The organism is Agrobacterium sp. ST15.16.055 (assembly GCF_027956555.1).
In the GTDB taxonomy this organism is placed as follows: Bacteria; Pseudomonadota; Alphaproteobacteria; order Rhizobiales; family Rhizobiaceae; genus Agrobacterium; species Agrobacterium salinitolerans.
Window position 1 is genome coordinate 121443 of the sequence record NZ_JAQKGN010000002.1, and the last position, 23969, is coordinate 145411.

At 60.5% G+C, this 23969-nt stretch carries 24 protein-coding genes; all 24 read right to left on the reverse strand.

The window, feature by feature from the left end; translation table 11 throughout:
* Positions 1-11: 11 nt before the first annotated feature.
* Positions 12-473, reverse strand: coding sequence for a phage tail protein (locus PL599_RS03700; RefSeq protein ID WP_271358840.1), 462 nt, complete (start codon positions 471-473; stop codon positions 12-14).
* Positions 473-2779: a phage tail tape measure protein gene (locus tag PL599_RS03705; protein WP_416372314.1), complete on the reverse strand. Its 2307-nt coding sequence runs from the start codon at positions 2777-2779 to the stop codon at positions 473-475. Before PL599_RS03705 ends, PL599_RS03700 begins: the two co-directional genes overlap by 1 nt.
* 594 nt (positions 2780-3373) lie before the next feature.
* Positions 3374-3844, reverse strand: coding sequence for a phage tail assembly protein (locus PL599_RS03710; protein WP_271358842.1), 471 nt, complete (start codon positions 3842-3844; stop codon positions 3374-3376).
* A gap of 29 nt (positions 3845-3873) precedes the next feature.
* Positions 3874-4383, reverse strand: a complete 510-nt coding sequence (locus PL599_RS03715) for a phage major tail tube protein (protein ID WP_174027779.1) — start codon at positions 4381-4383, stop codon at positions 3874-3876.
* A gap of 30 nt (positions 4384-4413) precedes the next feature.
* Positions 4414-5883, reverse strand: a complete 1470-nt coding sequence (locus tag PL599_RS03720; protein ID WP_271358843.1) for a phage tail sheath subtilisin-like domain-containing protein — start codon at positions 5881-5883, stop codon at positions 4414-4416.
* A 126-nt stretch (positions 5884-6009) separates the two neighbouring features.
* Positions 6010-6546, reverse strand: a complete 537-nt coding sequence (locus PL599_RS03725; protein WP_271358844.1) for a DUF4376 domain-containing protein — start codon at positions 6544-6546, stop codon at positions 6010-6012.
* A gap of 1 nt (position 6547) precedes the next feature.
* The gene (locus PL599_RS03730; protein WP_271358845.1) at positions 6548-8671 is read right to left on the reverse strand and encodes a hypothetical protein; all 2124 of its coding nucleotides are present in this window, start codon (positions 8669-8671) and stop codon (positions 6548-6550) included.
* A gap of 14 nt (positions 8672-8685) precedes the next feature.
* Entirely contained in the window at positions 8686-8883 is a 198-nt protein-coding gene (locus PL599_RS03735; RefSeq protein WP_271358846.1) for a hypothetical protein, read from the reverse strand.
* Positions 8884-8919: 36 nt separating this feature from the next.
* Positions 8920-11220 carry a hypothetical protein gene (locus PL599_RS03740; RefSeq protein WP_271358847.1) on the reverse strand — a complete coding sequence of 767 codons (2301 nt, stop codon included), beginning with the start codon at positions 11218-11220 and terminating at the stop codon, positions 8920-8922.
* Positions 11217-12509 carry a phage tail protein I gene (locus tag PL599_RS03745; RefSeq protein WP_271358848.1) on the reverse strand — a complete coding sequence of 431 codons (1293 nt, stop codon included), beginning with the start codon at positions 12507-12509 and terminating at the stop codon, positions 11217-11219. Before PL599_RS03745 ends, PL599_RS03740 begins: the two co-directional genes overlap by 4 nt.
* Positions 12506-13429, reverse strand: coding sequence for a baseplate assembly protein (locus PL599_RS03750; RefSeq protein WP_271358849.1), 924 nt, complete (start codon positions 13427-13429; stop codon positions 12506-12508). The genes PL599_RS03745 and PL599_RS03750 overlap by 4 nt, the downstream gene beginning before the upstream one ends.
* A 1-nt stretch (position 13430) precedes the next feature.
* Positions 13431-13853: a baseplate assembly protein gene (locus PL599_RS03755; RefSeq protein WP_271358850.1), complete on the reverse strand. Its 423-nt coding sequence runs from the start codon at positions 13851-13853 to the stop codon at positions 13431-13433.
* Positions 13853-14065 (reverse strand): hypothetical protein, encoded by a 213-nt coding sequence (locus tag PL599_RS03760; protein ID WP_271358851.1) that lies wholly within the window; start codon positions 14063-14065, stop codon positions 13853-13855. Before PL599_RS03760 ends, PL599_RS03755 begins: the two co-directional genes overlap by 1 nt.
* 14 nt (positions 14066-14079) lie before the next feature.
* Positions 14080-14637, reverse strand: a complete 558-nt coding sequence (locus tag PL599_RS03765) for a hypothetical protein (protein ID WP_271358852.1) — start codon at positions 14635-14637, stop codon at positions 14080-14082.
* The gene (locus tag PL599_RS03770; protein WP_271358853.1) at positions 14634-15434 is read right to left on the reverse strand and encodes a hypothetical protein; all 801 of its coding nucleotides are present in this window, start codon (positions 15432-15434) and stop codon (positions 14634-14636) included. The genes PL599_RS03765 and PL599_RS03770 overlap by 4 nt, the downstream gene beginning before the upstream one ends.
* Positions 15431-15853, reverse strand: coding sequence for a hypothetical protein (locus tag PL599_RS03775; RefSeq protein WP_271358854.1), 423 nt, complete (start codon positions 15851-15853; stop codon positions 15431-15433). The genes PL599_RS03770 and PL599_RS03775 overlap by 4 nt, the downstream gene beginning before the upstream one ends.
* A gap of 9 nt (positions 15854-15862) precedes the next feature.
* On the reverse strand, positions 15863-16159 hold the full coding sequence (locus PL599_RS03780; RefSeq protein WP_271358855.1) for a hypothetical protein: 297 nt from the start codon (positions 16157-16159) through the stop codon (positions 15863-15865).
* 55 nt (positions 16160-16214) lie between these two features.
* Positions 16215-16544, reverse strand: a complete 330-nt coding sequence (locus PL599_RS03785) for a DUF2190 family protein (RefSeq protein WP_271358856.1) — start codon at positions 16542-16544, stop codon at positions 16215-16217.
* Positions 16545-16621: 77 nt separating this feature from the next.
* Complete coding sequence (locus PL599_RS03790; protein ID WP_271358857.1) at positions 16622-18829, reverse strand: prohead protease/major capsid protein fusion protein; 2208 nt, start codon at positions 18827-18829, stop codon at positions 16622-16624.
* The gene (locus PL599_RS03795) at positions 18813-20387 is read right to left on the reverse strand and encodes a phage portal protein (RefSeq protein ID WP_271358858.1); all 1575 of its coding nucleotides are present in this window, start codon (positions 20385-20387) and stop codon (positions 18813-18815) included. Before PL599_RS03795 ends, PL599_RS03790 begins: the two co-directional genes overlap by 17 nt.
* Positions 20387-20623: a phage head-tail joining protein gene (locus PL599_RS03800; protein WP_271358859.1), complete on the reverse strand. Its 237-nt coding sequence runs from the start codon at positions 20621-20623 to the stop codon at positions 20387-20389. The genes PL599_RS03795 and PL599_RS03800 overlap by 1 nt, the downstream gene beginning before the upstream one ends.
* Positions 20623-22698, reverse strand: a complete 2076-nt coding sequence (locus tag PL599_RS03805) for a terminase gpA endonuclease subunit (protein WP_271358860.1) — start codon at positions 22696-22698, stop codon at positions 20623-20625. The genes PL599_RS03800 and PL599_RS03805 overlap by 1 nt, the downstream gene beginning before the upstream one ends.
* Positions 22592-23173, reverse strand: coding sequence for a hypothetical protein (locus PL599_RS03810; RefSeq protein ID WP_271358861.1), 582 nt, complete (start codon positions 23171-23173; stop codon positions 22592-22594). The genes PL599_RS03805 and PL599_RS03810 overlap by 107 nt, the downstream gene beginning before the upstream one ends.
* The gene (locus PL599_RS03815) at positions 23173-23862 is read right to left on the reverse strand and encodes a hypothetical protein (RefSeq protein WP_271358862.1); all 690 of its coding nucleotides are present in this window, start codon (positions 23860-23862) and stop codon (positions 23173-23175) included. The genes PL599_RS03810 and PL599_RS03815 overlap by 1 nt, the downstream gene beginning before the upstream one ends.
* Positions 23863-23969: the final 107 nt, after the last annotated feature.

Consider the following 23969-nt stretch of genomic DNA (forward strand, 5'->3'; position numbering starts at 1 on the left):
TGGCTTTGGCATCAGAACCCGAGCCTCACTGTGAAGTCGATACCTGCGACAACCGCTGACATCGCGATCGACCGGGCGGTGGATTTATCGTCCCGGGTCAAACTCATCGACACCGTGACCACTTGCGGCGTGCCGGCAGTGTCGAATGTGGTCTGCTCATCCTCAATCGATGTGCAGATCCAGTTACCGAAGATGTTCTGCCCCGCGCCGTTGATATGCACGAGCGGCAAGGGAGTGAGATTGTTGACCGCTGCCCTGACCCCAGCCAGTTGCGCCAGCCCGCGCCCGTTTAGATGGCGCGGGTGGAATGTCGATGACAGGCTGACCTTTTCATTACCGGGACCCAAGCGATGGAGCGAAGGGGCGACACCAATAATAGACTGAGCCTCAACTCTCGGCTCGATGGACCGCCGGAGCGTCTCGACCGAGTAGTTCGGGACGGTGAACCGGTAAGGTCCCCAAGCCATGAGCATCATTTGTCTCCGTACTGAATGTTGGAAAACGTCGTTTGCCCTCGACGCCTAAGTCGTTGTCCAAGTTCTTGAGTCAGCGTTGCGACTGCCTCTTTTGCGGCTTCACTCGCGGCCTTCTTGACGTCAGCCGCAGACGAGCCGTGGAAGGTCAAGCTGATCGGCGCATGCAGCACGACACCAGAAACACCGCCGTTCAGCTGGTCATTCGGTGTAATGAAGCCATCGGCACCAGGCGTGAAACGCTCCTCGCCCGCCTCGCCTACTCGGTAGGTTTTCCCGGCTTCAACGGGTCCGCCTCTCCGTCTCGCACCGGAAACGGGCGGAGTCGGTCCGGCCGACGGCGTGGCGGCTGGGCTGGCGGCTACCATGCCCCAGCGCGCGAGCGTGTCCCTCAGCAGATTTGCCTTCGCCTGAGCGGCGTCGATGCTGCTCGAGTCGATCTGTGGCTTCACCTGCAGCTGGTCGAACGCCCTGATCCGGTTCTCGAGCATGTCGAGATCCTGCTGGAGGGGCTGGATCAAGGTGTTCGCCATCTCCGGTATTCTGGAGTTGGCGCGGATCTCAGCGATCTTTCGGCGCTTTTCGTCCGCCTGCGCTCGCAAATCTGCGGCGTCATCCTGATCCTTCGGCATCCAGTGCTTGCCACCGGCAATGGTTCCGAGCTCTCGCCCGCCTTTGCCGAGGTAGCTGCCGATCTCCCATCCAGCGATAGCGGCACCGAGCGGCCCAAGGAATCGTGCACCGGTCCGGGCAACGCCCCATGCGGCAGCAGCGGCACCACCTGTGGCAGCGCTAGTGCCCGCACCACCAAGGACGCCACCAAGAAGGGTTGTCCCAGCTCTTGCCGCAGCTATGCCTGCGAAGACCGCGACCGCAGCGCCGAACGCCTCAATCAGACGGCGGGTACCGTCCGAAAGATTGGTGAAGCGGTCTATGATCGAGTCCGTCGTGCGAATGATCGGCCGTGTCGCGAACTCCCAATCCTGAGAGATGCGGAGCATGGCGGTTTCCACGGTACCCGTCAGCTTGGTCCAGTCGCCATAGACGCCTTGGTTGGCCTCGGTGCCGATCTTGTTCGCTACGCCACCAGGAACGTTCCGCATTTTGTCGAGCAGCTCCTGGAAGAGCCCCCACTGCTGGAAGATCATGTTGGCGCGTCCGCCCTGCTTGTCAGTGAAGAAGGCGTTCAGGTTGCCCAGCGTCGGGTCGGATGCGGCAATCGCATTCATGAGCCCGACCGCATCGACGCTATCAATCGAGTATTTCTGGTAATCACCCAGAGCTTTCGCCAGCGCCTTTGCGTCTTGTGCCGAAACCTTGCCCTTCTTGTCCTGAAACAGCGGGGCAAGAATGTTGCTCATCTGCGAGACGAACTCGCCGGAATCGGAAATCACCGATCGGTTCTCGCCAGTCTCCGGGTCTGTAAACTCGCCGTTGTTGATGAGCTCTTCTACGGCTGATTTCATTTCCGGGGTGAGGCGGGCACCGAACTTGTTTTTCATCATGATCCCGACGCCCTCGGTATTCATGGCGTCGATCGCGGTGAACTTGTTGAAGTCGATACCCATGGCAGCGAGGGCGTCACGGCCCTTCTGCGTGGGCGCCACGAGCTTCGATGACGCGGAGCGTCCGAAGACACCCGCCTCGTCCCCGCGCACGCCAGAGCGGCGCAGGATCATGCCCATGGCGGCCATGTATTCATCCGGCAGCTTGGCACCCGTGGTGGGCCCGCCAGCGTACTTGATGAACTGGCTGACGTCCTCGTTCGACATACCGCCGTTCTTCGCCATCCAGACCATGAAGTCGACGAAGCCGCCGATCGCCTTCGCATCATTGAGGTCGATGCGCTTGGTGAGCGCCGCGCCGGTGACAGCATCAGCGCCCTCCTCGAGCGTCACGCCCATGGCGAGAGCGTAGTCCGTCACCTTCTGCGTCAGGTCCATGATCTGCTTGGAGTCACGAATGCCTCGCTGCAGAATGGTGGTCTGTGCGCGCACGACGTCGACGTTCGAGAATCGGGTGTCGCCACCGATCTTTTCTGCCTGACGATTGAGGGCTGCGCGGTCCTCACCCTTGAAGTCACCTAGGGCGGCTTGATACTCGGCAGCCTGGTTGAAATCGACGCCCGTGAAGAACGACTTCTGCGCAATGTTTCGGCCTTGATTGGCTACGTAGCCGCCGCCGATCAGCGTTGCCGCGTTGTAGGCGCCGGATCCGCCACCGGGTGGCCGCTGACCCGGAGGCTGGCGCGACGGTGGCAGGCGCGGTGGCTTTGGCTTCTTCGCCTCGGTGTCGAGGCGGCGCATTTCGCGAATTGTTTTGGCGATTTCGTTTCGGATCGCCTGCTGAGAACTGGAAATGCCGCGTCGGCCGGCAATGCCGAAGGACTGAAGCGCTCTCTCCGCGCCACGGACGGCGACACCCTGCTCGCGGAACGCCTGACTGGTTGCCTTCAGCTGAACCTTCGCGGACTCGAGCTCCGACTTCATCTTCGCCGTCGGCTTGGTCGCATTCTTCAGCGCTTGCTCGAGGCGGGCGACATTAGAACGAGCCGCAGCCATCTGCGTGCTGAGGTCTTTGAACCCACGCCGCTGCGCGGTGAAGTCCTCAATCGTGCCGGCCTTCTTCTGGAGATACTCCAGCTGCTTGACGAGGCGCTTGATCTCAGGTGTCCCTCCCCGGCCGAACCGGGAAAGCGCACCGTCAATGCCTTTCAGCGAAGAGGTAATACCCTTTGACGACCCGCTCACTGAATCGATGAGCTGGAGCCGAAGGGTGGCGGTGCGGGTTACCATGGGTCACCTACTCAATGCGGACTGCTACCTCCCACAGATCCACAAGATCCGGAAACGTCCCGTCCAGAATTGTTTCCAGAGAGACGCCTCCATGGCTTTCCCTCATCACTCGGAAGGCGATCCCTCGCCAGTTTCGGATGTCGAGCCCGACGTTGTCCCCTCCGTCTCGGGAGGCAACGCGGACCGTCCGAAAAAACCCTGTTGCGCAGTCTCCAGTCGGGTTGCGTCGAGGTAGTCGAGCTCCTCGATGACGACGGCGCGAAGGCTCAACCAAGGCTGGTCGACGAGGTCGTCAGCACCTTCTCCGTTCTTATCCACCGCCTCTACGCACTCCCGAATGTATGCGCGCCACTCGCGCATCTTCGGCCGCCGGATGACGATCTCCGTCACCAGCTCACCGTCTACCGTAACAGGGAAGTCGAGCGGCACAGTCAACGTGAGCTGCTTGTCTTCCTGCGGTACGAACTCGACGACAGGCGCCGGGGCTTTCGGCTTCTCTTCAACCCTCGGGTTGTTCTGCGCCTCAATGGCAGCAATCTGCGCAGGCGTGAGCGCCCGCGTAATCTGGTCCGACATCTCTCTCTCCGGAGGATTGGGAGCCCGGCTTAATAGCCGAGCGCCTGGTTGAGCTGTGCGAGCTGGTTGACGCCGTTGATGATGCGAACGGGCGGCCATACCTGAAGCTCGTGGATGACGCGGGTGTCGGCCTCGTAGCGGTAATACTTCACGCCATTGAGCTTGAACTCGAGGCCCGACTTTTCACCGCGCTGCCAGCGGTCGCGGGAACTGCCGTTGAGCGCTCCCTCGACAATGCAGACATGGGCGGCAATACCGCCGTCCTGCTCACGCATCACACCGCCGCGAAACGTCACGCGGGTGGTGATGCCCGGCGCCTGCGCCATACGCGCCAAGACGTCAGGGTTGTGGCCAGCCATCTTGACCGTCACTTCGAGAGCTTCGATCGCGGACATGGGCAGATTGATGCCCAGGTCCTGACCGCCGCCCCGGTATTCTTGGGTCATCGGAGTCGGAAGAGGAAGTTCAACCTCTTCCGTGTCGATGCCGAAATCGAGCCCGTCCATAAACATGGTGAAGCCCTGCAGGATATGCCGCATGGTTTGATCTCCTTATGCGTGCTGTTTCGATCAGGCGGCAGGAAGTGCCGTGCCGGCCATGCGGGCGATCTCTCGAACGGCCTTTGCGGCGAGTTCCTCGTAGTAGCCGGTGTGCCGATTGAAGATGAACGTGATGTGCTCGATCGGCGCCGGCGCTTCCGCGTCGTAGCTGATGAAGATCTGGCCGTTCGCCCAGGTCTCCTTGGTGTTGAGCCCAGCATCCAGCCACACTCGACCGCCAAGCGTTGCCCCCAGCGCCTTCCAGCGCCGCAAGGCCGCATTCACCGTCTCGGCGATGTCAACCAGGATCTGCACACTGAAGGGCTTGTCGATGAACGGCTCGGCCGCCCGCTCGATCGAGTCGATGATCGTGTCGTGCGCGCGCCGTACCGACCAAAAAACCTTGAGGGAGTCGGACGATGGAACGCGGCTACCCCAGAGCTTGAACCCGCCGCTCGGCGACCGGACGATGGCGGCAACGGCGTTCCGGTTGAGCAACTGCGATTCCGCAGACGGATCGGTGATCGAGTGCTCGATCGGGCGCGAGACACCGACGACGCCTTCAATGACGTGGTTCGACGGCGAGACCCAAAAGCCCTCGCTGTAGTCGATCCGCGCCTGAAGGCCTGCCACACGGGCCGACGCCGGCTCGGAGACCACCACAGCCTCCTTGAAGATCTTGACCATCGGCTCAACGATCAGAAGGCGGTCAGTGTCGTAGTCCGACCGGTCCTGAATCGCTGCCGACGTGGTGGTCGCAAGCGAGTCCTTGACGACACCGGCTCGGAACCGGTTGGCGAGCGTAAGCATCTCGACCGTAACCGGGTTGGCCACCGTGCCGACCGTGGCCTGGGCCGTCGCCTGAGTGGTTCCGCCACCACCCGTGAGAGTGACAGTCGGCGCCGACGTGTAGCCGTAGCCCGGCTTGGTCATGACGATCTCGTCCAGCTTGCCGGTCTCGCTGTTGATGATCGCGATGGCTTCAGCGCCGTGGCCGCCACCGCCGGTGATCGCCACCGTAGGAGCAGAGGTATAACCAGCGCCGTCTGTCTGCTTTGCGATCGACTTGATGCCGTCGGTTGGGCGCATCGAGGTGAACCCGGGAGAAACCAGCAGCTTGGGCGTCAGGCCGTGCTCTCCCGGTGCCTTGCGAAGGGCGTGCATGCCGGTGAAGGCCGTCGAGCTGCCGATTATCTTCGACATCGTCTCGGCGAGGTTTGCGCCCTCTTCGACGCGGACCACCAGAATCGTTTGCGATACCCGGCCAGCCTGGTCAAAGATACCGTCGATCGCGTCTTTCAGAGTGCCGGTCGCACCGAGAGCCTGGACCGCGCCGTTGGCGCCGTAAATGGGCCGGACCGTGTCCAGAGGCCAGAGCTCGTCGTTTGCGTCAGGGGCGGTACCGATGAGACCGATGACGCCGGTATCGATCGTCATGACCGGGCGGGGCCCATTCGTGTTTTCAGTGGTTTCCACGCCGTGCAGGTAAATGTCGGCCATGTCTGTTTCTCCAATTGTGCATGGTTGCGGGGGCAGAAGCCGCAGAGGCGGCGGCCGAAAACGGCAAAGAAAAAGCCCGCCGGGTGGGGCGGGCTTCTCAAGGGTCTGAGGATGGCTGGTAGGGCTTCACGGCCAATAATCGGGGTTGGTCGCGTAGTCCGCCGGTATCGGGCTCATGTTCTTCAAGGTGCGAGCCGCCAAGATATGAGCCTGCTTGTGGTTCAAGGCCGCATAGCCGAAGCGCATAACGGTCTGAGCATCCATCGGATGAGTGTCGTTATCCGCTGCGATCCACCGAAATTCCGGCGGGGCGCCGGGATCGAGTAGCTGTTGCCACGCGAAGTTTCCGGCCTCGGCTCCAAAGAGCGTTATCGCGTCCGTCGCTGCCGCCTTAGCGCCTGCGATGTTCTCACGATCTTCCGCGCGGGACTGATAATGCACTCCCTCAAAGACAAAACCGGCATCGATCCGGCGGTTGCGCTCCGCGTCAACATCCGGTTCAGATGGGCCGGGGGCGGTGTATGGTGGGATCGTATTTCCCTCCCCTTCCCATTCAGCAATCATCTGCCGATGACGGTTGCTGATATCATCGGGGACCAAAATTTCTACCTCGCCCATTTCGGCGCGGATCATGCCGCTTTCAGTATAACCGAGAACGTTCATGTCAAAGCTCCGAATCCACAGAAACTAGTCTGTTCAATGCATAAAAGTCTCCCGCCCCGGCTGATACGATTTCAAGCCTTCCTGCATTAGAGCCGGCCAATGTTGCGGTAACGTTCACAATATTCGAACTAGTACCACCTGTATTTCCGATTGTGGGAGTCGACCTCATGTTTACCGGAAAATAGAAAGGCGTGGTTGTAAACTGTGATGGACCGGTGGCGTTACCGCGAGCGTGCGCAAATACAGTGGCATAATACCTTTGGCACAACGCAACCTCCTGCCCGATATGGCGCGGAGAAAATGGATCCGGATCCTTGGTTGCATCGCCTTCCACAAGAGAAATGCGGGCAAGATCAAACGTACCAGATTGCTGTCCCAAGTTATTGGTTCTGGAATTGAAGTTTGAACCGGCATCAAACCAAAATATTACCGAAAGGGCATCGTCTCTCGCCGTTCCAATCGTCTTTCCCGTTAGCGGAGGGATATCCATTACAAAATCATACCGTGTCCATTGCACCCCCGTCGCCACTTTTTGCGTGAAGAATGTGTTGAACGGCGACGGCCCCCCCCCGGTGCCAAAGTCTTGGGAAACCTCAACGGCCATATTCCTAATGGCATCCGTTTTGGCGTATGCCGTTAGGGTCACTCGCTTTCCTGCAAAAGTCCGAAGCCCTTCGATCTTTTGTACTTTTCTGCAAACGTTATTTGCTCCCGCGACACTCGCCACGACTGTCCTAGAGAAATATTCCGGGTCCCCAGGAACGTCCGTTTGGCCGGTTACGAAAGCCTGTCTTGTATGCGTTTTTGTTGTTCCATCGTGCTGATTGAACCAACGATCATCACTGCCGTAACCGTTGGAAGTTTGAGAAAGGGCGCGCTGCCATATATCAAAATTGCCGTTGATGAGTTTGTTTCGGAACCCGGCAAGAATGCCCGCCCCCATATTGGCGCGAGCCTGCCCTCTCTCAGCATCGGTGAACGTTTGCGCTCCATCAACTGCGACCCTTTTCCCGAGCAGGGCCGCGGTGGCATTTGCGTTCGCCTTCAATGCAAGAAGATCGTAGACGCCAAGCTTAGTGAGGATTGCAGCGACCGCACTTGTCTTGATTTTCGCGGCATCGACCGTCTCATCGGAGGGCGTCCCAATCGCAAGCTGCGCAATGATTTTGACCTCGACGGCCACGCCAACCCCGGGATTGGTGACGAAACTGAAATTCGTACCATCGACGTTGAATGCCGAGCCCTTGAGCGGGGCGTTCCCGGCAATCACAAAGCAATTATCCTTCGACGCCGGCGCTTCCGGCAGAGGGTAAGGCGCGGTTCCTCGATCGTCCGTCATGAACGTGTAGCGGACGATGTTCGAGCCCGCCGTCGTGTCCTGCCATCCAGACAGTCCGTAGTAACGGAGCTTTCCCGAGCCGACGTTCGTATAGAGAGCGCCGATCGAAACCGGGTTGCCGTTGCCGTCCGTCGTCGGATCGGCTGCCCGCGTCCCAAGATACTTGGCGCGGAAATCGGTAGCGATCGATTGCGCATCATTCTTGGCGTTGATGGCCGCGCCGGCATTCAAGCCGGCTTGCAGGCGATCGGCTTGCACCTGATCGCGCAGCGCCTCAAGGTCGGCCGTCGTGGCAACGGGAGTGAGCGTCCAGGCATTGAAGATGCCTGAGCCGATCGTCTCAATGACGTCGAGGACGAGGACGCCCGTTGAGCGATTGTAAGAAGCCGTCGAGCCGATGATCGCGTTAGAATAGTTCGAGCCGGCATAGGCCATCATGATAGCCGCCGGTGAAAACTGATCCTTGCGGTTCGTAGGGATCGTAAAGCTTTTTTGCCCCGCCCCGATCAGAACGGTTGTTTCCGATGGCGCCGTAAAGATCATTCCGAGGTTCGAAATGGCCTTCACGTTTGCCGCCGCCTGCTCCGCCTGGATGATGGCCGGGCCGATGCCATCTTCAATCACCTGCAGGCCTCGAGCAAGGATGCTGTCGGCCACGCGCTCGGTGATGTCGGCCTTCTCCTCGAGTACGCGGAACCGGTTATCCAGCCACCGCACGAAGCCGTCCCACTTCTCAGGAGTCAGGCTTTTCAATTTCGATGCCAGGTAATCGGTAATGCCGGCCATTGTCTTCCACCTGCTTAGTTGGGGCTGACTTCCGGAGCCAGCTCGTATGATTCAACCGCCTTCGCATCGCGGTCGATGACGGTCTGCAGCACGTCACCGCGCAGCTTCACATTCGGTCCCGGATGAACACTCTGACGGCCCACGGGAATGGAGCGATTAAGCACCACCTTGTAGATGTCGTCCGGGTTGATTTTCGTAGGGGCTTTCGCCATGGCCTTGTCTCCTGCTTGGTGCGTGGCTCCCGGTCATTAGACCGGGAAGCCGACGTCGGTTACTTCGGAAACGAGATAGATCGACAGCGCGGACACCGTCGCCATCTCCACACGCCGCTTCCACTTGTTGGTTGGCGTGAAGCCGGTGAACGTCCATTTCCGCCGGACGGAGCCGTCAGGAAGAATGTCGTCTGTCGTGCTCGACGGGTTGACCACCGTGCCGAAACCAGCGCCCACGAGGATCTTCACCGTCGCGTCGTGATTGGCCTCAATGTAATGCTCGAGCACGGCCTCAACTGTGATCTCGTCGACGTTCGAAGGAGCCTGCATCTGATCGCTGATGTGCACCGCGCTCGTGCGCGGCCGGAGCAGAGTAACGAAGCTCTCCCCGAGTTTGATGCCGGGCATGACGTCGGTCGTGCCTACCATCACCATTCTAGCGTTGAGCGCAGGAGGCAGGCCGTAGAGCGGCGAATTGCCCGACGCCACTTCCTCGAGGGGCACCCACTTGGACCCCACCTGCACCTCGAAGATGATGTCGAAGGCACCGGCCTTGGTGACCATCTTCAAGAGCAAGTCGATATCGGTGATACCGCCCGAGAGGCTGAAGTTGGTGAGGTTGACCACGAGGCGCGATGCATCGAAGTCGGCTACGAGCACTTCGAAGCAAGCATCCTGAGAGATGTTGCCCTGCGACCACGCGCCATCGGTCGAGACGAAGAACGTGCCCTGCGCGTACTTGTTACCCTCAACCATCGCCAGCCAATGGTTACCCGGCGTGATGGCGAACCATGCGTAACGCTTGCCACCTTCAAGATATGTCGGCTCGATCGAGAACTTCGTCATCGTCGGCCAAATCTTGAGGTTGGCAGCGGCGACTGTCGTCACGGCCAAGCAGGAGTCGTACTTCGGCGCACCTGCGTCGTTCACCTCGCACAATGCCAATCTTACATCACCGCCACCAGCATCCACTCGGCTGAAGCCGATGTTGAAGCCCGTCACCCATCCGGAGCGCGGCACCATGAAGGTGTTGCCCGCGATCTGACCGGTGTAGGAGGCGGGCACCACCGTGGCCGCCCAATAGGGCTCCTCATAGGTGTCGTAGAAGATCTGGCGAAGACGCTTGATCGAATGTGCGGGGTTGCCGCTCGGATGCTGCTCGGCGAACTCGACATTGTAGGCCGTGCCGTCGGCTGCATAGAAGACCCCGGCAACGCTGTCGTAACGGCCGGTCTGCCACCACTGCGCGTTGGTGCACACCAACATGGAGTTACCATAGCGGATGCGCGTCTTCGAAATGGTTTTCAGAACGTACTGGATCGTCTGAGAACCGCCGTTCGACATAGCGACTTCAGCGTCACGCCCCTTAACCGACAGGAGGACAGCCTCCTTGTATTTCGGGAGCAGCAAACCGCCGGCCGAAACCTGAATGGAGGTATCACCAGGTGTCAGCAGTGCCAGCGCCCGGGTGTCCTTGTTTTCGTCGGCGAAGCGAATGCCCTCCTCCACCTTGGCGAGGAACTGCACGTTCGTCTCATCCGAGGAGCTGTCTTCCAGCGTGAGGAAGTAGTCGGTGTAGGAGAATGACGCGCCCTGGTCGACGCCGACCCGCTCGTTGAGACGTGCCAACTGCTCCAGCAGATAGCCCTGGAACTTACGGTCAACCTTGCTCCCCTGCCCCAGCAGCTTTGCGACGTCCGACTTCAGACCCTGCACCGCAGGCTCTGTTTCGCCGCGCCACGTCTCCAGCGACTTCACCCGTCCGTCGACATTGATGAGCGGGTTGATGCGCTGTTCGACGTTCAACTCGATCGAAGCAATTTCCGTAGAGGAGAGCGTCACCCATGCGATGACGACCAGAGCAGCATCAATGACTGGTCGAGCGGGCTGTGGAGCTGGCGCTCCCTGTATCGTGGAGATGCTGGCACGACGATAGAGCCTTGTAGCCGTGGGGCGCGCCTCGGTTTGGATGACGTTGTTCACGACACCGACACGAAAATCGCGTTCTTCGGTCTCGTCCGAAACTTCCTGCCCCTGGATAACAAGAGCGACAATGCGCTGGTTGCCGGTTGTGGGCAGTGCGGTGATGAGGTCGAGCTCAATGATCTCGTCGCCGTCTCGCGTGTAAATCGCGCCGTCATCGAATAGACCGAGCGGCGTTGCGACTGAAACCCGGGTTGCCGCCGTCTTCACAACTGTGGCGCCGAAATACCCGCGACCCGCTGTTACGGCGGTGCGAGCCAAGATGTCGGCAAGATCCCGCGGGTCTTTGGCGAGGTGTTCGAAATCAGAGAGAACGACCTGCTGGTCGGGTACAAGGCGGGCGATGCGGGTCATGCTGAACCTCTAGCAATGTCGATGAGATCGCCGAGCCGGTACGTCCCGTCGAGCGGGATGCCGTCTTCAAGCGAGCGGGAGCGCTTTGTTTGCGCGGTGAAGAAAATCTTGTCGCGCGCCGATTTACCGGCGCGAACGGCTGTTGCGATCCGCGCGAGGCGGCCACTGCTGGGCTCGGGGAACATGCCAACGATGCCGCCGACGTAGGCAGATCGTGGCGCGGCTGTTCCGGGATAGTGGACGCGCAGCTCTGCAGTGAACGGCGAAATCTCCGTCCAGCTGTAGCCAATGAACGTGCCATAGCTCGTTGTCTGCGAGATCGGGACCCGGTCTTCATCGAAGAGATAGAAGCGGTCGTAGTACCGTTCCGCAGCTGTATTTATGTAGAGAAAGTCGCCGATGAACCCGTCGACCATCATCGGCCGCTCGACTGTCTCTGCTCCCTCCGACACCCTCTCGGGTTTGATGGAGACCACGTCGAGGTCGTTTGCCGGTCTCTCAATGAGCGGCATGCGAACGTTCGTCTGCGGAGACCTGTCGGGGCCAAGCGTCAAAATGCGGGACGTCGTTTCGAAGGGCTCCGCGAAAGATCGCTCGGCTCCCAGGAACATGGCCCCCACAAACGGCTCACTCGATCGCGCGATGCCTGGGACGGTGATGCGCTCAACTGGTGTGAGGATGCCATCCACCTCGACCTTGCCAGCAGTCGACCAGATGACCTCCGTCTCGACGCCTTGATCGACCACCGTAGCCTTCCGGCCATAACGCTGTCGGGCCGTGCCAGGCACCGCGAAGTTGCTGCCGATGAACGAGTCACCGGCTCCCGGTCTGTACGGCGAGGCGTAGAAGGTGCCGGCATCACCCGGTCCGGGCGAGCGGCGCAAGGTGATCCGAAGCTGTGCGAACCGCTTCAGAAACTCGAGGCGCTGCTCCTTCGTCTGTCCGCTTGTAGCGAAACATCCGCCGGGCGGCGCGACCACGTCGACGACGTTGGCACCGAGTAAGTCTAGCCAGCCCTCGTAGGCCTCGAGCGTGCCGGTGCGTTGGCGAAGGTAGATCGACTTGCCGATCGCCTTTCGCTTCAGCCACTCGGGCCAGTTGTCATCCCACACGCCGACAGTGCGCTCCCACGCAAGGAAGGGCAGAGCGTCGGCGATGATCTTCTCGTGGTCGTCTGCATCCCTGATCGGGATCGGGATTGCGTCGGTGCGCAGCGCGCCGAGCTCCTCCACCACCACCTCAAAGTCGGTGCGGTTGCTCTCCGGCTGGATGCTTGTGAAATCGTTCACGAAAGGATCTCCGTTGTGGCGGTGACAGAGGGCACGAAGACCGCGCCCTGAATGCCCGGCACAACGTCAGCCGTGGGTGAGTCGACCAGCACCTGTTCCATGTCGCCGGCGCCGCGTGCCGCGCCAATAATCCCGTCGATCCGCAGCGCAGATCCGATCTTGTGGCGCGCCGCGCAGTAAGCTGCGACCTTTTGCTGCGCGAGCGACCGGACTGGTTCTGGTGCGGGCCCCCCGGGGAGAACGATCCGAAATGCGACTGGCTGGATGATGACCGTGGCGCTCCGTACTCGGACATCGTCCGTCAGAGGGCGCGCGTCCTTCGGTGAAAGAGCATCAGCCACATTGGCGAGCTGCTGACCGGTGGCAGTGCCATCGCCCACCGAGGAAAGGATGGTGAGGTCGATCCGGTTGGTGTGCGGGTTATCGACCGCGACGTCTTTGATAGTCACGTCGGCGCTAAGCGCATGAAACTGATAGGACTCGATCGAGCCAGCCGAGTTGTAGGCATATATGCCGAGATTGATGCGCTGACGGTAGCGCTCGTCACTCTCCATCACTGCTGCCGCTTGATCGGTGGCCGGTGTTACCACCATCCGGCCGACGCCATAGTTGGCGCCGACGTGATCCAGATCTTTCCCCTTTGCGTAAGCAAGGAGGCGAGCAAGGAACGCCGAGTTGACCCGTGCGCGCATCTTCGTCTCGCGTGACACCCACGCTTGGAAGATGATGGCGAGAACTTCGGACTCGAGATTGAGAGTGGTGAAATCCGGCAGGTGAGGCTTGTCGATCCGCTTCGCCTCCCAGAGGGATTTGAAGTCTGCGACGACCTCGTCGTAGTTCTTTTCGTAGTCGAGTGTTTCAATCGCATCGGGCGCCGGGAACCGCGATAGATCAAGGTTGGTCCTAATGCTCGTGCTCATTTCACACTGCCTCGAAAGTTAAACCTCCGCCGTTGTCGGTGACCGCGTAGACGATCTCCCTCTGAGACGGGTTGCTGTAATCGCCAAGATGGCCGTTCTCGAAGAACACTCCGCCGAGAAGCATCGCCACTCTGCCGGGCTCGCTGGCATCGATGCTGGTGCGCAAAAGGACGAAGCCGGGTTCGCCGTATTGCCTGCCTTCGATGACTCGAGGCTCCAGTGCCTGAGCAGTGGCTACGTAGAGATCCATGATCGTTTCCTCGTTCTGAGGGCGATCGATGATGCGGATCTGCTCACTCCCGAACTCGCGGCGCTGAACGCGCGAATTGAGCTCGGTCGTGAGTATCTTGGTGATGCTTTGGACAGCGTGCGCCCAGCCGTAAAGGAGGCGGCCTGTCCTTGCGTCTAGGCCGACCCGCGTCATCAGCGCGTCTTCCGGTCCAGCGTTGCCGGATCGGGCTCGGCGCGCTTCTCGACCGCCGGCTTATCCTTCGGGTTCGTCTTGCTGACCTGCCCGTTCATCTCGAGGTACTTGGCCTCTTTATCGGTGAGCGGGATCGGGTCGCCGACCTTCCGGTACTTGCCCGCGATGTGGCCTTCGGCCGTGGCGTAATAGTTCCGCTTGTCAGTCTGCATGATGCTCTCCTTTGTCAGATGGGCGGGCCAGGCGAGCCCGGCGGCGCCGATTCATGCGCGTGGTCCTTGCCGATGTTCTTGCCGTTGTGGTTCAACCCGTCTCGGGTGAACCGAAGCGTTTCGCCGCCGACCTGGAAAACCCAGCCGTCCTTGGTCTGGGTGAACTTCGCCCCGTCGACGTCGATGTCGACGCCATCCTTCGATTGCGTGACGACGGCATTGCCGATCTTCACTCGCTTCTGGCCGGGGGTGTCGTCCGGCTGCTTCACGTCGTCGGTGAAGCCTCCGGGAATGATGAACGACCGCCCCATGTCTCCACCGGGCGAGACCAGCACGACGCGCTGACCTTTCGAAAGCGGTGTCCACTCGTTGATTTCCCCGGCTTGCTGCAGCCAAGGCGACGGCTTGCTCTCCACACCATGCGCTTCCACGATCGCGGTGTAGTTTTTCTCGTCGACTGACACGACCTCGCCTTCTCGGAAGAGGTTGCCCATGCGGGTCTGTTCACGTTCGACTGTCAGCTCGAGCCGCTCGATGCGGTCGAAGAGTTCTTCCAGGGGGTCCAAGCTCATTGCCAATTCCCCACCGGTACAAAGGTAAGGTTGCTGGGCGGAACCACCTCGGCCCCCGGCTCGTAGCCGAGAAGCCTGACAAGTGGACGGGCGTACCCGTAGGCCTTCGCTGCTCGCTCTGCGGCGGTTTCGTTCGCCGTCGCCGTGTACATGGCGCGAATATCGTCGACTCGGTCGCCGTAGTCCCCATGCTGCTCGAGCTCGTTGAGAAAATCCGCGATCGGAACGGGTATGGTCCCTGTAATTGGATCGCGCGCTGTTTTCATTTCGAGGGTGATCTGCCGTGCAGCCAACCGCACCCCGCCTTCGATCGAAGCACCTCGGCGGCTCACGACATTGTCGTAGGCGGTACAGAGATAGTTGAAGCAGTCCGCGGCCTTGTTGTTGGCGTTGAGCGCGCGGAAGATTTGCACCTCGAACATGTCGAGCGTGGTCTCGATTTCGCTGTCTGTGAACGGTGTCTCGAGCGTGTACTTCGTCGGGATGACGTTGCCCTGCTCGTCAGTCTGGGGCGCCGTTTCTGCGACCTGGACAATGAGCAGCTCCAGCGTGACCGTCATCATCCGGTCCTTCTTGTCGGCAGACCCCTTCGACCAGTGGTCCTTGTCGTAGTCGGTGTAGACCACGCAACACGGAAACGCGCGATCCTCTTTCATGTCCTCGACCGGCTCGATCTTGGAGTCAAAGATGTTCGGCCCCGCCAAGGTCGGCCAGTGCCCGCCAGATGCCGGCGGCACCATGTAATTGTTGAGCGCCGACACGACGGCCATGCGCGCGACTGTGCGGTTGAGGCTCATGACTGACCTCCGATTTGCACCAGATCCAGGCGGATGCGGCTCATGCCGTCGCGCTGCGCTTTCGTCACCTGAAAATCTGGAAGGTGGGGCTCATCGGGAAATGAGACGAGGTCGCCTTGAAGCGCCGCTTCGTCCACGCCGGGAAAATAGATCATGTCCACCGAAAGCTGCGGATCGCGGCCCGACTGGACAGAGCGAAGGTCGTTACCTTCTCGATAGGATTTGCGCACGCCGAGCTGCACGCCGTATTCCATCTCGACATAATCGAAGATGCCGCGACCACGGATAACCTTTCGGCTCGGATCTGCGGATGGCCTGCCGTTCGGCGTGCTCTTCATGGGGGTCAGCACGAAGCGGGTCGCGTTGACACCATCGACCGCCCGGCTCGTCAGTTTGTCCAGGCGGTTGAACAGTGCCATTTGCGTGCCTCACTTCTCGGTGCGGGTGTCTTCCGATTTATCAATCGCCTTCGCGCCCTCTTCGAGAGCTTTTGCGGCGGCCTTGTCTTCCTTCGGCACTTCCGGCTCGGTGATGAGACCGGCGTCGACATAGCTCTGGAAAGCCTCGTCGCTCATGCCCTTGATCTCAACGCCGATACCCTTGCGGACCGGACGCCCCTCGATGATGGTGTCCTCGGCGGCGACATACTCCTTGGAGCGGTCCGCCTTCGCCTTGGTCTTGGCCTCGGTCTCGGTCTCGGTCTTGGTCTCGGTTTTCGTGTTCATCGTTTCGTTTCCTCGTTGGGGATCGGCAGCCGGTTAAGGCCGCCGTCACGCACCGTTAGAAGTTGTCGTTGAGGCGGACGAGCCCGGAACCGGACGGGTTTTCGGCGGCGGCGATCGCAACGCCAACCTTCGTATTGCCCGATGCCGTCTTGGTCATGATGCCGGCGGCGGTCGCATAGATTGCGTCACCTTCTGCCCATGCTTCCGCACTGGTCTTCGGCAGCTCATAGACCTCGCCTGTATTGAGCGAGAACTTTTCGCCTTCTGCCGCCGATACTGCGGCCACGCCGAAGATGGAGCCGATCATGTAGAACTTGCCGCTGACGACGCCACCGGTGGGTGCCGTCATCGGAAGCACCTTGCCCGGCTGAATGAAATTGCGCATTGGGGATCTCCCGTTGTTCGCGAAAAAGCAAAAGCGCCGGGGTTAGCCGGCGCCATGTTGGATCAGCGCGGGGGCGCTTACTGAGGTGCTACGCCCGGGTTCTTGTAGCCGAAGCGGTAGTCGTCGACGCCCACACCGAAGTCATGGGCAATCGTGTACTCGACACCCTCGACGTCGAAGCCGATGCGCTCGTTGGTGCGCGGGGCTTCAGAGCCTGTCAGATGCAGGTAGTGAATCCCGCGACCCATGGTCGATGCAGCGTCGGCGAACAGGAACCAGACATTGGTGTTGATCTTGTCCAGGCGATGCTCGTAGACCGGAACCAGCGACTTGATCGCCAGAGGGGTCACTTCACCGATCGCATTCGGCGTGTAGGCCGCAGCGATCAGCGTCTGAGCTTCAACTTCGAGGTCGGAGCCGGTGAACAGATACTTCGGCGTGACGTTGATCGCCTCGCCATCAATGTCGGTCTGCTTCCGGAACATCTTGCGCGCCTTGATCAGGTTCGCCTTATCCAGTGCCGAAGCGGTGCCCACGTTATTGTGGGATGCGTGGAAGATCGGGTTGCCGTCCTTCAGCTTCAGCGAGTTGTTGATGATGGCGCCCCAGACGACGTCGCCTTCCAGCTTGGCGACCTTCATCCCCCAGTTGGACACGAGCTTCATGAAGGCGTTCAGCTGGTCGTTGATCAGCATTTCACGGGTAAACCCGATCTTGCGACCATACGTCTGAAGCTTCATGCCTTCCTGGCTTTCGCGAACGGTGCCGCTGGTGAACTCGCCGGCTTCATTCTTCAGCTTCAGATCCGGCGCGCTACCGATGTCCAGCACCTTCGTTTCACGGAAGTCGGACAGCAGAGTCTTGGTCGCAAACAGCTGGAACGTGTTCTCGTACTGGCCGTAGGAGCTCATCAGCGTCTGGCGAGTGATGTCCCCGAGGATAATCGGGAAGTCGCTGGTCGAGTGGAGACCGCGCTCGGCAATCTCGTGGAGCGAACCACGGGTGCTTTCACCACGGGCGCGAAGGAGCTCCTTCACGATGTCCATGGTGTTCATGCCGCGCCATTCGCGGGCGCCGTCTTCGAGCTTGTCGACGAAACCGGAGCGATGAAGGATCGCGTTCGCCACCATCCTGCGTGTGGTCTCCTGCGCATCCTGCATGCCACGGGTCTCCGCATGTGGGAAAGTGGGGTTGCGGGCCTGACGCTCAACGATCTGGTCCAGCACCGCGTTGCGAAACTGTTCCATGGTGCAGTTGACGTCGTTGAGCGATTTGCGGACGAGCTCGTCATCGAGCTTCAGGCCGGCAGTGGCCGCGAAGGCTTCGATGGCGGAGCGGCGCTGACCTTCGGCGGCGACTGCCTGGCGGGCCTGCTCACGAGCCTGCTCGGGCGTGAGGGTCTGCTGCTGCTGCTGCTGCGGGTTGGCGCGGCGCTGAGTTTCTTCCTCGGCAGCGCGGCGAGCGGTTTCGGCGTCAGCGGCCTTGCGCGCCTTTTCGGCGGCGTCGGCTGCTTCAGCGGCCCGGTCTTCCTTGTCGTAGGCAGCCAGCAGGCGGGCGCGCAAAGCATCGTCGCTCTCGCCTTCGCTACGAGACAGACCAGCGCCCAGCGCCAGTGCGTCCAGCTGATCACCCGTGTACTTCTTTGCGGCTTCGCGCTTATTCATCGGTCGTTCCTTCGTGGTTGCGGGCGAGGCCGCGTTGCTGTCCTGCCGGACCAGGACGGTTTCTGAGTTCTTGCCGTCCGGCTCGGATCGGGAGATGGCTTCCGGGTCAGCCGGTATTGGGACCGCGGACAATTCCATCGGCTCCCAGTCGATCGCCCTCAGCACGGGGAGTTGACCGTCCGCGCCTTCAGTCTTTTCGTACCGGTGGATTTTGTAGCCAACCGAGATCGCAAGAGGATGCCCATCACGGAGATCCTGCAGCAGCTCCTCGGCTCGCTGTTTCTTCGAGAGCTTGATGGTGGCGTAACCCTTGCCACCCTCAATGCGAACCGACCCGGGGACGACAGTGCCGAGGCGCTGGTCCATCGAGTAGTTGTCATGCGTGTCGAGAAGAGACATCGCATTGAAGCGGTCGAGTCGGATGGCCTTCTTGTCCACCGCGAGCTCTTCCATGTAGTAGCCTTCGTCCCAGGAATACCGCTTCACCCGGGCGCCGGTAGTCCAGCAAACCTCGACGGTGCGGTCCTCCTCATTGAAGGTGTCCTTCCGGATCTCGACTTCGCCGTAGCTCTTCGGGATGCGGATTTCTTTATCGGCTGCCTGCCTAAGAGCCTGGGGCATTTTTGTCTCCGTTGCCCTCGCCTCCAGATTCCGACATCTGCGCCTGGCCGTTGATGGAGACCTTGCGAGGATCGGAATCGAAGACGAGCTTGGTTTCGGTCTTGTCGACCTTCTGGGTCCATTCGTCGGTTTCCTTCAGCACCAGCGCCGGATCGCGGCCTGTCTTGCTGATGATCTCCGGCATGGACCGTTTCCCCATGCGGACCTCGAGGAGATCGGCGCGGGCGTCGTCGAGACGGGTGATGCTTTCGACCTCCGGCATGGTCCACTCGATCGTCACCTTGACGTTGAGCGGCAGCTTGCTGGCGAGCTTCACAGCTTCAATGAACCATCGACCGACGGGGTCGAGGACCTGAGGAACGAGGATGTGCCACTGCACGTGGCTGCAGAACCGCTGATACTCCAGCAGGCCAAGCTTGCCGGAAGCAAAGTTGGCTTGGCTGAAATCCCCAGTGAGCAGCTCATAAGGAAGCCGCGCGCCTGCAGCGATGCTGCGATGGCGGGTTCGGAGATACGCTTCAATGCCAGCCGAGATGGCCGGCGTGTTGAACCTGATATCTTTTCCGCCCGCCAAGACGTGAAACATCCCCGGCTCCATCCGCTCCAGCGGGTGTCCGTAGATATCCGTGACCATAGGGCGGTCGCGCACCTCGCCGGGTTCCGCGTCCGGTTCCGCGATCCCGACGTTCGGATCGTCGGCATTATCGCTGTCTCCGGGGATCACTGTGCCGACCGAGCACGCCTCGAGCTTCTTGCGAATGTTTTCGGCGAGCTCGTAGTCCCTCAGATCGTTCAGCTCATTGAGCACCGGCGCCAGCCACGGCACGCCGTGGATCTGGTTGGTTTGTGCTTCATAAAGGTGAGCGACATCCGTTGCCGGGATGAAGGAGCTGGCGAAACCAGTTTTCAGAAACCCGTAGTATGCCTTCGGGTTTTGCGGGAACATCCAATAGCCACGACGCCGGCCGATCGCATCGTATTCGACACCTTGGATGACCTGGTTGCCTTCGACGATTGCCGTCTTGCCCCAGTCGCAATACTCGGCGTCGAGCACCTGCAGCTGAAGCGGTACCGGCAGACCGTCGGTCAGCAGGCGGTTGCGCTTGCGGAGATAAACCTCACCATCCTGCGGCATCATCCGCGAAAGCAGATAGATCAAGCCGTAGAAGTCAGTGCTGCCGTCGACGTAGCAGACCTTGGCCCACTCGTCGAACAGCTCGGCGAGCCTCTTCTCCTGTGCGTCGTCACCGGTTTTGAAACGCGGCGTGATGCCGAAGCCGACGAAGTTGTTTGCGTGCGAGGTTATGATCTTCGCCGCGAGCGGATTATTGCGGACAGCATCGCGCGATCGATCCCGGAGGGTCGGTGCGGCTCTTGAAATTTCGCTGTTCGCATCACCGTTCGTAGTGCGGCGGCCCTGAGCCAACCGCCCATTCGAAGCCGCTTCATATCCTCTGACACCATCAATCAACTCCATCCGCTTCCTGGCCGCGACCCGCTTCGCTCCCTTTTCTGGGGCGAAGAATCCGATCGTTCTGTCGAGGAAGTTGGAAACCATCAGTACCCCCGGCTAAACGTGGTGAAGATTGCCTGGCGGGGTTTCCGCTTGGTGAGTTCGCGCTCGAGCTGGTCGATGATTTGTTTCATCTCAGCCATCGAGCGGTAGGTGACATCGCGCTCACGAAAGCGAACGCGATGTGCACCGGAGTAAAAAGCCTCCTTCAGATCCCGAAGGAAGACCCGCTTCTCATCCGGGGTGAGCCCGTCAAGGGGGAGGACGTCATCGTCAGCCATCACCAATACCTGTCTCTGTCACCTCCCCAATAGCTGGAGGGCCGGCTGCCCCCCGGGTTCGGGGGACGGGCCTGCCTGGCTTCTGGCGGTGGTGATGCTGGTTGCTGTTGCACGGGGCGCCGGCGTTGCGGCGGTCCGTCTCTCAGTTTCGTCAGGTTGAGCAGCGTGCATGCCGCTCCCTGCATGGCTTCACAGTCGAGGAAGTGGTTCTGCTTCGACTTCATGATCCATTTGACTTTTCCGCCCGGGGCGCGAATGCGAGCCTCCGATACGATCTGTTTGCAGTAGTCCTCCGAGATATCCTCGGGCAGGTACCAGGAGCCCGGCTGGTCATCGAGCCAGCGGACCTTTTGCTGCACCCAGCTCTTGAAGTAATCCGTGTCTAGACGGAGCAGCTCGAGGCCGCGCTTGATCTCTTTGCCGTCGACGTTGATGTCGATGTTGCTGTTCGAGATCGGCTTGCGCATCGAGGTCGACGAACCCTTCGTCGCTTTCACGAGGTTCGGGAAACGCCGTGCAAATGCGTAGACGCGGTGTTCTGGCACGACGAACTTCTTGCCGGGACGGAAGCCAGAGTCGACGAGGGCAAGTCTGATCGGGATGCCGTCGTAGGTATCGGTCACTACCGTTGCCAGATCGTTCCAGACATCGAGCTCCTCGGTTGCACCGTAGAGTTCGTCAGCCTTGATGAGCCACGACGTGCCGTGGGCACCCCAGCCTCTGATCGTGTAATAGATCCGGTCCTTCTGGACGTCGGCCGTTAGCGTCAGGATGCGGACACCTTTTGGCACCTCATCGCAGCGATAGTCAGGCGATGCCCTGTCAGCGACTTCCTTCCAGTCCGGTACCGCGCCGCCGCCTGGTGAATAGAGCTCACCGAAGCCTTGGTTCTTTACCGCTGCAATGTCACCGGGGTTGCCCGACCGGACGGCTTCGACATAGCGCTGAGCGCGCTCGCCCCATGGCACGAACGGCGAGCAAAGGCCCGACACCCAAAAGCTGACCGTGGTCGCTTCCGGTACCGGGCCTTCGATCGTTCCGTCCGGGAGGATCTTCTGTCCGGGTGCGACGTAAACGCCGCGGCTGTTCATCCATTCCTTGGCCGGCATGTTGGCTTGCTCGACCGTGACCGTCTCGTCTTCGAAGATAACGCAGCCCTGGGGGCACACGAGGTGCGCTGAGCGCTGCGCCATGATCGGGGTCGACGGCAATTCTCGGCCGTCCTTGTCCTTCGGCTTGTCCCACGCCAAGCAGGTGAAACGCGGGATGAAGAACTCGCCGCAATGCGGGCACGGCCATGCCCAGTGATACTTGGTGCCCGTCATCCAGAGGCGCCAGACGGTCGACTTGACCTCTTCCGGATCACTCTCACCCCAAAACTCGAGGCCGCTTTCAGGGTCGACTTCCACTTCTGCCACCCCCTCACTCGGCGTTGACGTGATGGCGTGGACGAAGTCGGCATAGGTATCACCGCGGGCGTCGATCAGACCGATCGGATTGCCCTGCCCTTTAAGCTCCTTCATGAGCTCGTCGGCTTCATCGGTGAACGCCATACCGAACGGGTCGGACTTCATCGCGCCGGACGAACCGCCGTGTGCCAGTCGAAGCGGCACACCGTTGATGAATTTGCGGCTGATCTTCTGGCGGCTCTTCGCACCAATGCGGTCTTTCAGGGCCGTCGAGGTCATGAGCTCGAGGATGCGCGGCTCCCACTGCTCGACGATGAAGCGCTTAGATGGGCCGACATAGATGATCGGCACCGGCGCTGTGTCGAGGCGCTCGCCGATGAGATCGAGGAACGTTTCCGATTTCCCGGACTGGGCCGACACCACCATGACGACACGCTTGTGGGTGCGTGCATGCACCGCCATGGCGAACGGCACCATGTACGGCGTCTTGTACGGGTTTCGCTGACCGGGATGCCCGGCAGTCTCAGGGTACTCTCGGGTTTTGGCCCACTCGACCGGGTTAGTCCTCGGCCTCGGTGTCAGGATCTTCTTCGCCCGTGCGAAGAGTTGCGATCCTTTTGGTGAAACGATCGGTGAGGCGTAAGCGCTCTGCGTCGAAGATGTCATTCAGCCTTTGCCGCTCTCTCGGCACCCCCGTTATTTGTGCTGGGAGACCTGACAGCGAGGCGACATACATGCCCGTCAGCTCCTCGACCGCGCTGAGGGCTTCGTCGAGGGCGATGACTTCACGATCCTTCCTCGCTCGAGCGAGGCGGATGTCGAGCGCCTTCTCCTTGCGGAGATCGTCAAGGCTCTCGGTGCCGGTCTTTTTGATCGCCCCCTCCTTGGAGTAAGCGATGTATGCCTGGACGACCTCGCCGATATTGAAGCGCCCGCGTCCTTCCGTTGGGACAACACCTTCCGTCACCCGGTCCCGCAACCACCTGGTCGAGACGCCGAGCACGGCGGCCATTTGTGTCTGGTTGACGACCATCTCATGGACGGCAAATTTTTCGTCCACCTTCTCGGCCTTTGTTTTCAGAGGCTTCGCTGGCCGAGTGGACGACTTCGCTGGTGCCGGCGGCTTTTTCGTCCGGGTCATCAGAACCTCATGAGCTTGGAGATCCGCTTCACGACCGCCTGCTCCAGATGAACCGGGCCAACGGTCATGAACGTCGCGAGCGACTGGTCCTCCGGGATTTCCTTCATCAGCGACGGACCGAACAGTTTTCGGACTTTGCCGTACTGAACATTCGGCGATGCGAACCTCCCGCGCTCGCCTCTCGGCTGCGCAGCCTTCAGGCCGAAGGTCCAAAGAGGTTTCGGCGCGCGGGTGGATGTTCCTGCGCTCGCCGGCCGGATTGCATAGAAGCCGCCAGCGTTTCCTTCGAACGACCGCTTGAAGATGCGCGGGTTGTTCCAGACACCCGATCGCACCATGCCGCGCTCTGCCTGCTGGCGGCCGACGTTCAGCTTGTTGCCTCGGCTCACTGACCGCAGACCCTTGTAGGCCTCGATCTTGGCACCGGCTTTCACGCCGAAAATGTCGTAGGCCAGGATCTCTTTGCGAGGAATGCCCTTCGTTCCCGCCACCACATGGCTGTTGTAGTTGCCGGCCTTCAGGCCCATCTGCTTGAACACCGCCCGCTGGACCGGCGTCTTGGTTTTGCGTCCGGCGTCAATGACGCCACGCATCAATTCCGTTCGAGTGCGCGCACTTCCGATTAGCGCCGCCATTTTTTCGAAGCTCTTGAGCGCTCTCAGGTTCGACTTGCCGACAACGATATGCATGGCGACACCTCAGCGCATAGTTTGTTCTACGAAAAGCATTCGGAAAGCCACAGTCGTAGAAGATCATTTCGAAGACGCTTTATCTCGTCGGCGGGCGCTCATCATTT